Source organism: Synechococcus sp. H70.1, from assembly GCF_047502705.1.
GTDB lineage: Bacteria > Cyanobacteriota > Cyanobacteriia > Thermostichales > Thermostichaceae > Thermostichus.
The window spans coordinates 1-9,450 of the sequence record NZ_JANSIV010000036.1 but is presented as its reverse complement, the minus strand read 5'-3'; the positions used below and the strand labels follow the sequence as shown (position 1 = coordinate 9,450).

8 protein-coding genes are annotated in these 9,450 nt (G+C 61.1%); 2 read left to right on the top strand and 6 right to left on the bottom strand.

What is annotated here, in order from left to right; genetic code table 11:
• Window positions 1-233 precede the first annotated feature (233 nt).
• Window positions 234-2,405, top strand: a complete 2,172-nt coding sequence (locus NW827_RS02565; RefSeq protein ID WP_414403748.1) for a tetratricopeptide repeat protein — start codon at window positions 234-236, stop codon at window positions 2,403-2,405.
• Here the strand turns inward: NW827_RS02565 and NW827_RS02560 are convergent.
• The 6 genes from NW827_RS02560 to NW827_RS02535 all read right to left on the bottom strand — a co-directional run bounded on the left by NW827_RS02560 (window position 2,386) and on the right by NW827_RS02535 (window position 8,203).
• Window positions 2,386-3,258, bottom strand: a complete 873-nt coding sequence (locus NW827_RS02560) for a M56 family metallopeptidase (protein WP_414362746.1) — start codon at window positions 3,256-3,258, stop codon at window positions 2,386-2,388. The genes NW827_RS02565 and NW827_RS02560 overlap by 20 nt on opposite strands.
• On the bottom strand, window positions 3,255-3,689 hold the full coding sequence (locus NW827_RS02555) for a BlaI/MecI/CopY family transcriptional regulator (RefSeq protein ID WP_414362747.1): 435 nt from the start codon (window positions 3,687-3,689) through the stop codon (window positions 3,255-3,257). The genes NW827_RS02560 and NW827_RS02555 overlap by 4 nt, the downstream gene beginning before the upstream one ends.
• Window positions 3,690-3,769: 80 nt before the next feature.
• Entirely contained in the window at window positions 3,770-5,071 is a 1,302-nt protein-coding gene (serS, locus tag NW827_RS02550; protein WP_414403750.1) for a serine--tRNA ligase, read from the bottom strand.
• 25 nt (window positions 5,072-5,096) lie between these two features.
• Window positions 5,097-6,089, bottom strand: coding sequence for a ketol-acid reductoisomerase (gene ilvC / locus NW827_RS02545; protein ID WP_414362749.1), 993 nt, complete (start codon window positions 6,087-6,089; stop codon window positions 5,097-5,099).
• Window positions 6,090-6,153: 64 nt separating this feature from the next.
• The gene (locus NW827_RS02540) at window positions 6,154-7,626 is read right to left on the bottom strand and encodes a glycosyltransferase (RefSeq protein WP_414403751.1); all 1,473 of its coding nucleotides are present in this window, start codon (window positions 7,624-7,626) and stop codon (window positions 6,154-6,156) included.
• Between the two features lie 115 nt (window positions 7,627-7,741).
• Complete coding sequence (locus tag NW827_RS02535) at window positions 7,742-8,203, bottom strand: YlqD family protein (protein WP_414362750.1); 462 nt, start codon at window positions 8,201-8,203, stop codon at window positions 7,742-7,744.
• 262 nt (window positions 8,204-8,465) lie between these two features.
• On the opposite strand from NW827_RS02535, the gene hemC reads away from it, so the two are divergent.
• Window positions 8,466-9,431 (top strand): hydroxymethylbilane synthase, encoded by a 966-nt coding sequence (gene hemC / locus NW827_RS02530; RefSeq protein ID WP_414403856.1) that lies wholly within the window; start codon window positions 8,466-8,468, stop codon window positions 9,429-9,431.
• The last annotated feature ends 19 nt before the right edge of the window (window positions 9,432-9,450 follow it).

Below are 9,450 nucleotides of genomic sequence, written 5' to 3'. Positions count from 1 at the left end.
CCTAGTCTGCAACTGCTACGGGTGCTAGCAGCAGCCGCCTGCTTCAGCTGCAGGAGGAAGCCCTTAAAGCCCCTGGCTACCGCTTTGCGGACGTTGCCTCATGAGAGGGCGATTGACAAGAGGAGGGTGCCCTGCTGGCCCTGTCCAAGAAGAGCCGCTGCCCTCCCCGATGGCCCCCCAGCCGCCCAGGCGGTGGCAAGGATAAGCTGGAAGAAATCAGCAAGTGGGCGTTCATGTCTTCAGAACACTACAAATTTGATCTCTTTCTGCGCTACCACCGCGCCCAGGCCCGCTGGGTACAGCAACTGGCCGAGCGGCTGGACCGAGAAGGGTTCAAGGTCTGGTTTGACCGCTGGAGGCTGCAACCGGGGGATGACCGTAAGCTGGAACAGCAACTGGCCATCGAACAGTGCCGCTGGATTGGGGTGGTGGCCTCGCCGGAATTCGTTGCCAATCCCTGGCCCCGAGATGAACTCTACAGCGGTTTCTCCCACGCCCCACCCCGACAAAACCAGCGTTTGCTGACGCTGCTCCACACGCCCACCGAGCTGCCTCAGCCCCTAGCAGAAGCGCCCCTGCTGGATTTTAGTGGCTCTGAGGAGGATCCGGTGCTGTTTGAGTACCGGGCCCGCGAGCTGATGCACTTCTTGGATCCCAGCTTTCCCGCCCCTGGTGATCTGCAGCGATTTCGGCTGCAATACCGCCGCCGCGAGGAACTTCCTGAAGATGAGGAGGTGCGGGGGTTCCAAGCTTTTCTGCGAGCCATTCAGCTAGCTATCCTGCGCATTGCTACCGGCGAAATCCCCTCCGCCACTCCGGAGGAAGGGGCGCGCAAGATTGCCATTTTGCAATTTCTTCAGCGCCTGTTTCAGTGGAACAGCGCCGATATCCAGTTTGAGCGCGCAGAAGAATGGCGCAAGCGAGGCAACCTAACTGAAGCCCTGGCTGCCTACGACCGCGCCTTGAACATGGATCCCAACTTTGCCCTGGCCTGGAGTCGCCGCGGCGATGTGCTGGTGCAGTTAGGCCGCTACCGTGAGGCAATAGACAGCTACCACGGATCCCTGAGCATTAACCCCTACGATGAGGAGACCCGGCTGCGCTTGGCGCTAATTCTGGGGCGCCTGGGCCAGTACAAAGCGGCGGTGGTTAACTACGACAAGGTGCTGGAGAGCAACCCCGAAGATGCCTTAGCCTGGCACAATCGCGGCATTCGTCTGCTGCAACTCAAGCGGCCAAAGCTGGCCCTCAACAGCTTGAACAAGGCGTTGCGGTATAACCCTAAGCAAGCCCGCAGCTGGTTGGGGCGGGGGATTGCCCTGCGACGGCTGCGGCGGCCTAGTGCAGCGGCGGCCAGTTTTGCCCGGGTCTTAAAGCTCAACCCCAGAAGCGCACGGGTCTGGCGCTACCAAGGCAATGCCCTGTTCCACTGCCAGCGGCTGCGCTCCGCTATCGAGTGTTACAAGCGCTCGCTGCGGCTGCGCCGCCGGGATCCCGTTACGCTCTACAACTTGGGTGTGGCCCTGTTGTGCCTTGGGCAGTACCGGTTAGCCAGCAAGGCCTTGGAGCGCGCCCTGCGCTATGACGCTGACAACCCCAAAGGCTGGTATGCCCGCGGCGTGGCTTTCCAGAAACTGGGCTATCTCAAAGAGGCCTGCATCCACTTCGAGGAGGCCCTGAAGATCCGGCCAGAGGACTTTCCGGCTCGCTATGCCTTGGCGGCAGCTCTACAGGAGTTGGGGCAATACGAGGCCAGCTTGGAGGAGTTCCAACGCCTTGTGCAGCAGCGCCCTGGCAGCGTAGCCTGCTGGTTTGGCCAGATCACCAGCCTGCGGCGCTTGGGCCGGCTGGAGGAGGCCCTTGCTGCCAGTCAGCGGCTGATTAGCCTCAATGAGCAAGATCCCTGGGGCTGGTTTGCCCTAGGGCTGGTCTATGGCGACCTTGGGGAGGCAGAGAAAGCGGCGCAAGCCTACTCGCGCGTCCTAGAGCTCACCCCAGAAGACGCGGTGGCCCTCAACAACCGCGCTTGGGAAGTCCTGAAGCTGGGGAAGCTGGAGCTGGCCTTAGCCGACGCCCAACGGGCCACAGAGTTGCAGCCGCAGCGGCCTGCCTTTTGGCATACCTTGGGGCTAATCCAACTGCGGGCTGGTCAGCGGGAGGCCGCCCAAGCTAGTTTGCAGCGCTGCCTAGAGCTGGATCCCCAGTTCCAGCCAGCCCAAGCGGCCCTGCAGGAGTTGGCTCTTGCCAGTTCCCATTTGCCCCTTGGTCTTGCCCCGAACCCTGCCCCTGCGGCAATGCCAGCTACAGCCTTGCCATCGCTAGAAACCCTCAACCCTCAAGAAGAGCTGTCTACCCCTACGCAGCAGCCAATCGGCAAGCCTGGCCTTAGGTGTGAAAGGGAATAGTAAGCAAAGGCAACAGCGCCAACCCCAGCCAAGCCCAACTCCCCGGGAATGGCGAGGGCCCAGAGACTTCAGACCCCTCTGCCTGCAGCAGAGCCTCAATGCGTTCCTGCAGGCGTCCTCCAAGAGTGGAGCCCATTTCCAGGGCAAAGCCGACCCAAGCGTTGGACGGCTGCCCTCTTACCCCATAGCCCACTACCTGGAGCAACGCCTCTCCCAGCACCAAGGGATCCACCCGCTGGGCCGCCCAGCGATCTGCCCGCAGCTCCCGCAGCGTCAGCAGTTCTTGCCAGAGAACCTCCGTATTCGGCAGCCAGCTGCTGAGGCGCCGCAGCCAACCAGCTGCAAACATCCACAAGGTATCGCGGTAGTGGCGATGGGCCTCTTCGTGGGCCAGCACTGCCTGCAGGTGCTCTTCATCCAACTGCTCCAGCAAGCCGCGGCTAACCACCAATTGCGGCTTCCACACCCCCACCTGGGCGGCAAAAGGGATCTCCAAATCCAGGACGTAGGCCGGAGAGCCGTACAGATCAACTTGGGCCAGAGCCTGGAGGTGAGCACGTCGGCAGGAGCGCCAGAACTCCCAAGCCCAGTGCAAGGCTACGCCCCCAGCCACGGCCAGCACCAGCAGCGCACAGCCATAGCAGAACCAGCCTCCTGACCCGGCCATTTGTCCCCATGGCCCCATCCAAGCTAGAGCAAAAGCAGTGGTCAGCAAAAACAGCGGCGGCAGCAAGAAGTGGATCCAGGCCCACTGCCAGCGCTGGGCCCAGGAACCCCCTCTATCCAGCCGCACCTGGGCTCGCCACAGCCAACTTAAGCCCAAACCCAACAGCAACATGCCCAAGTGGCTCATTGGGGATCCCTCCTGGCTTCCCGCGCAGCCCGCAGCCGCTCGGCAATCGCCTGCAACTGGGACACGCTGGCCTGATCCAGACTGTCGGCAAAGGCTGCCACTGTGTCGGGATCCCCGACGGCCAAAAACTGCTGCAAGTGGTCAAAGGCCCTCAGGCTGGCAGCTTCCTGGCGAGAGAGACAGGGCCGCCACAGCATTGGCAGAGGCCGCCCCTCGGCATCTGTGCGCCGTTCACAGCTTACCCAGCCTTTTTGGCTCAAGCGCTGCAAGACGGTGGTTACTGAGGCATAGGCCAACTCGCGGTTGGGATCGGCCAGAATGCGCTCGTGGATTTGGCGAGTGCTAGCGCTGCCCAGATCCCAGAGGATCTCAAGGATCTCTGCTTCCAGAGGGCCCAGCGACAGTTTTTTGGGACGATGCCTAGGCAACATGACCCCTTGCCAAAGTAGGAATACCTCTCCAGGCTAGCTTAAGCGCCTCCAGGGCCTTCCCTTCCTGAGTTGGGGCTTAATCAGGGTCGAAGAGTGCCGTCTTCAGCCAGAAAGCGGGAGCTCAGAAAAGGACGCAGCGCCTGGGGAATGCGGATCGAGCCGTCTGGCTGCTGGTGATTTTCCAACAGAGCAGCCAGAGTACGTCCCACCGCCAAGCCAGAGCCATTGAGGGTGTGGACGAAGTGGGTACCCTTTTGCCCCGCTTCTTTGTAGCGCAGGTTGGCGCGGCGGGCCTGGAAATCCCAGCAGTTGGAGCAACTGGAGATCTCCCGGTAGCGGTTTTGGGAGGGAAACCACACCTCCAGATCAAAGCAGCGGGCCGCCGCAAAGCCCAGATCGCCGGTGCACAGCTCCACCACCCGGTAGGGCAGCTCCAGCATCTGTAAAATGGCCTCCGCATCCTGCACGAGTTTTTCGTGCTCGGCCTCCGATTGCTGGGGAAGGGTAATCTTGACCAGCTCCACCTTTTGAAACTGGTGCAGCCGGATTAGGCCCTTGGTGTCGCGGCCATAGCTGCCGGCTTCGCGGCGAAAGCAGGGCGTATAGGCACAGAAATTTAGGGGGAGGCGCTCGGCTGGGATCACCTCATCCCGGTACAGGTTGGTGAGGGGCACTTCTGCCGTCGGGATTAGCCAGAGGTCGTCCTCCGCACAGCGAAAGCTCTCTGAGGCAAACTTGGGCAACTGCCCTGTCCCTTCTAGAGCGGCGCTGTTAACCAAAAAAGGAGGGATGACCTCGGTGTAGCCAGCGGCAAGATGGCGCTCCAGCATCATGGCAATCAAGGCCCGCTCCAGAGCTGCCCCTGCCCCTACCATAGCCACAAAGCGGCTCTGGGCCACCTTGACGGCGCGGCCAACCTCCAAGAGGCCCAGCTTCTCCGCAATCTCGTCGTGGGGAAGGACGGGATGGGCAGGCTTGAGGTCGTCGCCCCAGCGGCGCACCTCCACGTTGTCGGTCTCATCTCGGCCAACTGGTACGCTGGGCAGCGGCAGGTTGGGCAGGGTAAGCAGCCGGGCGCGCATCTCCTCCTCCAGCTCCCGTTCTTGCTGCTCCAGTTGGGCAATTTCTGCTTTGAGCTCTGCCCCCCGCTGCCGCAGAGCCGCCACTTCCGCTCCGTGGGGATCCGCTCCCCGCTGGAGAAGCTCGCCAACTTTTTTGCCAAGGCTGTTGCTTTCCGCCTGCAGAGATCCGCGCCGGGTCTCCAACTGGCGCCGCTCTCGATCCAACTGCAGGATCCTGTCCAAGTCAGCACTGGCCCCGCGCTTGTCCAGGGCTTGGCGTACCTCTTCCGGGCGATCCCGTAGCAGCTTTAGATCCAGCACAAGACCTGCCTCTGGTAAGGACTTCTTACTTTTTCAGCCAGCTAAACATGGCCCGCAGCTCCTTACCCACTTTTTCGATGGGATGCTCAGCCTCGCAGCGACGCATGGCAGTGAGCACTGGCCTACCCGCTTGGTTTTCTAGGACAAACTCGCGGGCAAACTGGCCGCTTTGGATCTCAGCAAGGATGCGCTTCATCTCGGCACGAACTTGCTCTGTGATGATGCGGGGGCCGCGGGTATAGTCGCCGTATTCTGCTGTGTTGGAGATGCTATGGCGCATCTTTTCCAGCCCCCCCTCAACGATAAGATCGACAATGAGCTTGACTTCGTGCAGGCACTCGAAGTAAGCCAGCTCCGGCTGGTAGCCCGCTTCCACGAGCGTCTCAAACCCAGCCTTGATCAGGGCCGTTAGGCCACCGCAGAGCACCACCTGCTCGCCAAAGAGGTCGGTCTCGGTCTCCTCCCGAAAGGTGGTCTCCAGGATGCCAGCTCGCGTGCCGCCAATCCCCTTGGCATAAGCCATGGCCCGCTCCCGCGCCATCCCCGAGGCATCCTGGTAGACAGCAAACAGACAAGGTACCCCTTGGCCCTCCTGGTAAGTGCGCCGCACCAGGTGACCAGGGCCTTTGGGGGCTACCATGACGACATCGATGTCTGCCGGGGGCTGGATCTGGCCAAAGTGGATGTTGAAGCCGTGGGCAAATAGGAGCACCTTCCCCGGCTTAAGGTGGGGCCGGATCTCGCTTTGGAAGACGGCCTTCTGCACTTCGTCGGGCAGCAGGATCATCACCCAGTCAGCGGTGGCAGCGGCCTCGGCTACTGTCTTGACGACCAACCCGTCCTGCTCGGCCTTGGGCCAAGAGGGGCTGCCGGGGTAGAGGCCGACAAGGACGTTGACACCGCTGTCGCGCAGGTTGAGAGCGTGAGCGTGGCCCTGGCTGCCGTAGCCGATGATGGCCACCGTCTGGCCGTTCAGGAGATCGAGGTTAGCGTCGCTATCGTAGTAGAGGCGAGCCATAGTCAGGCTGGGTAGGTGGTGAGCGGCGTTTGAATTAGGATAGCAGGGAAAAACAGGGTTGGGATCAGTTGCCGTAGTGCACGGTCTTCACCCACCTCAGCCGTTTGGGCTGCACACACATGCGGGCCGTGGTAACAATCATAACCGGCAGCCAGTGGAGCATGTACACCAGACCCAGGGCAGTGCGCCACCAGAGCTTCCCTCCGCGCAGCCCCTCCACTTGACGCAAGCTGCGGTAGAAGGCCAGCGTTAGGGATCCCATGACTAGAGCGTTCAGGGGGAGCAGCACCGAGGAATGCCCTGTCAACAGTACCCAGAGAGTATCGGGAACCAAAGCCATGGGCAGCAGATACTGGCAGATAAAGAAAGCCCAGAGATCCACGGTCTTGGCCATGCCCAGGCGGCCACTGAGGATCCCTGGCCAGTAGTCAAGGTAACGCTGGTAACCGCCTTCTGCCCAACGACAGCGCTGGTGCCAAAGGCTTTTCCAGGAGGTAACCCCTTCTTCGACAATAGCCGGCTCGATGAGGAAGGCAATGTCTACCCCCGCCAGGTGGAGCTTCAAGGTGAGATCCAGGTCGTCGGTAAGGGTGCTTTCGTTCCAGCCGCCGCACTTTTCCAGAACATCCCGCCGTACCAATTGGCCGTTGCCCCGCAGCTCGCCAATACCACCGATGAGCACCCGCTGCTGCTGCAAGTAGGCATCAGAGGCCATCTCCGCCACCTGGCCCAGCGTCCAGAAATTGACGTTGGGGTTGCTTAGGGCTTTGCGCACCTGGACAGCGCCCACTGCCCGCCGACCGGGAGAGGAAGGCTGACTAAACAGGGGCAGGGTGCGAGCCAGGAGATCCGGGGGCACAATGGCATCGGCATCGCAGACAAGGATGATCTCTCCCTGGGTTAGGGGGAGAACCTCGTTGAGGGCGCCAGACTTACCGCCCCCTCGCCCCGGCGGCCGTCGGTAAACGCGTAGGTGCGGCAGCCACCTTTGGGCCTCTTGCAGGATCTCTGGGGTGGCATCGCTGCTGGCGTCATCGATGGCCCACAGCTCTAGATGGCTGCGGGGGTAGTCCAACTGACTAAGGCTCTGCAGTAGCCGCGGCAGCACAGCACTTTCGTTTTTGGCCGGGATCAGCACTGCTACCCGCGGCAAAGGGGGCTTTGGCAAGGCCGCTGACGGGAGCTGGAGAGATCCCTGGTCAACCTCATCGCCAGCTGTTGTCTCTAGAGGGTAAAGCCGCAAGGGAGGTGGCGGGTCTGCCGGCTGCAGACGAAACAGGCGGTTGACGTGGATAACCATGAAGGTAGCTAGGCCAACTGTAAGCCAGCGAGCCACTGCTACCTGGTGCATCAGGCTAACTAGCCCCCAAACCATCGCCAAAACCAGCAGAGCCTTAAGCCGGCGACGCTGGGCTGAGGTAAGCAGCCAATCGGGAAGGTGAAGATCCTCCAGGGGAACCGCCTCTGACCAGACAAACTCAGACATGGGAAGCATCTCGTCGGTAACAGCTTTGCCCAAATCAACCGACCCGCCCACGCTTGAAGCTGGCGGCTGTTCAGAGGTCGTTCATCATTGCCACCACTGTGTTGTCACCGACTTGGGCTAAAGACCTAGGCTTTTGGGCTGCCACCCCTACCGCAGGGGATCCCTCTTACGGGTTGCCGCGAATTTCCTTGATCACCCCATCTTCAAGCAGGATCTCCACCTGCATTTTCTGAATTAGGTTGTCTCCCTTCTGCACGCGGAAGAAGCTCTCTATGCTGCCTTGCAGGACCTCTTGGTTCAGTTCCAAGTTGCTCAGTTGGTTAATCTGCTGGAGCAACTGGTTTTTTTGATCCAAGAGCCTAATCTTCTGCTCGTTCACGCGGCTTTTCACCGCTTCCACCTGCTGCAGCACCTGGGGGCTATTGGGGTTAGGGCTTTGTTTTTCAATTTCGGCAATGGCCCGCTTACCCTGAAACTCCAGTTGCTGGATCTGAGCATCAGTAGCTTCAATCTGCCGCTCCAGTTGCTCCCGCATTTCTTTCTTCCAAAGGGGGGTGACCACCACCTTGACAGGGATGGTGCGCTTGAGCAGTAACTGAGTGCCGTTGCCAACGTTGTTTTCTTCCATAAGACCTATACCAGGCAGACGACCAAGCAAAGCAAGGTTTCAGAACTCTCCCCTCAAAAGCTCTGGGTTTAAGGAAAATTCTTTCCCGCCGAGCCGGAGACCCACCTACTTATCCTACCGGCTCGGATCCCGGTAGTAAAGTCTGAGCTGGGGGGAAAGGGCGGCTCTGGTTAAGGATCTTGAAGGTCGCTGCCCTGCGGCGGCGCAGATTCAGCTAGCGTGAAAGACGGTGTTCTCGGATTTTGCAGCAGCCATGAGCGAACTGGCCTCAACTCCCTGGCAAGCTGTCCAGCCGGTGCGGATCGCCTCCCGCAAAAGCGAGCTGGCTCTAGCCCAGACCCGCTGGGTGATGGGGCAGTTGCAGGCCCACCATCCAGGGTTGCCCCTAGAGCTGCACACCCTTTCCACCCAGGGAGACATCATCCTGGATGTGGCGCTGGCCAAAATCGGGGATAAGGGCCTGTTTACCAAGGAGCTGGAGGTCAGCCTGCTCAACGGCACTAGCGATCTGGCGGTACACAGCCTCAAGGACTTGCCCACCCGTTTGCCGGAAGGCTTGGTCTTGGGGGCGATTACGCAGAGGGAGGATCCTCTGGACGCGCTGGTGCTGCGGCAGGAGCTGCGCGGCTACCACCTGGCCACCCTCCCACCAGGGACGGTGATTGGCACTTCCTCTCTGCGGCGGCTGGCTCAACTGCGCCACGCCTTTCCCCACCTGCAGTTTAAGGACGTGCGGGGCAACCTCAACACCCGCCTGGCCAAGCTGGATCGGGGGGAGTACGACGGCCTGATCTTGGCAGTCGCCGGCCTGAAGCGCCTGGGCCAAGCACAGCGGATCCACGAGGTGCTAGATCCCAGTGTGTTCTTGTACGCCGTTGGCCAGGGATCCCTCGGCATCGAGTGCCGGCAGGGGGACGAGCGGATTTTGGAGCTCATTCGACCCTTGGCCGATGGGGAGGCCACAGCCCGCTGTTTGGCCGAGCGAGCTTTCTTGCGGGCTTTGGAGGGGGGCTGTCAGGTGCCCATCGGGGTCCACAGCCAAGTGCAGGGGGAAGAGCTGCACCTAACCGGCATGGTGGCCGACCTAGAGGGGCGACGGCTGATCCGCGATACCCAAACGGGATCCACTGCCGACCCGGAAGCGGTGGGAATCTCCCTGGCGGAAAAGCTGAAGCAACAGGGGGCCGACGAAATCCTGCAGGCCATTTTTGCCCAGGCTCGCCGCTAAATCCTTTGAGCTAGCTCTG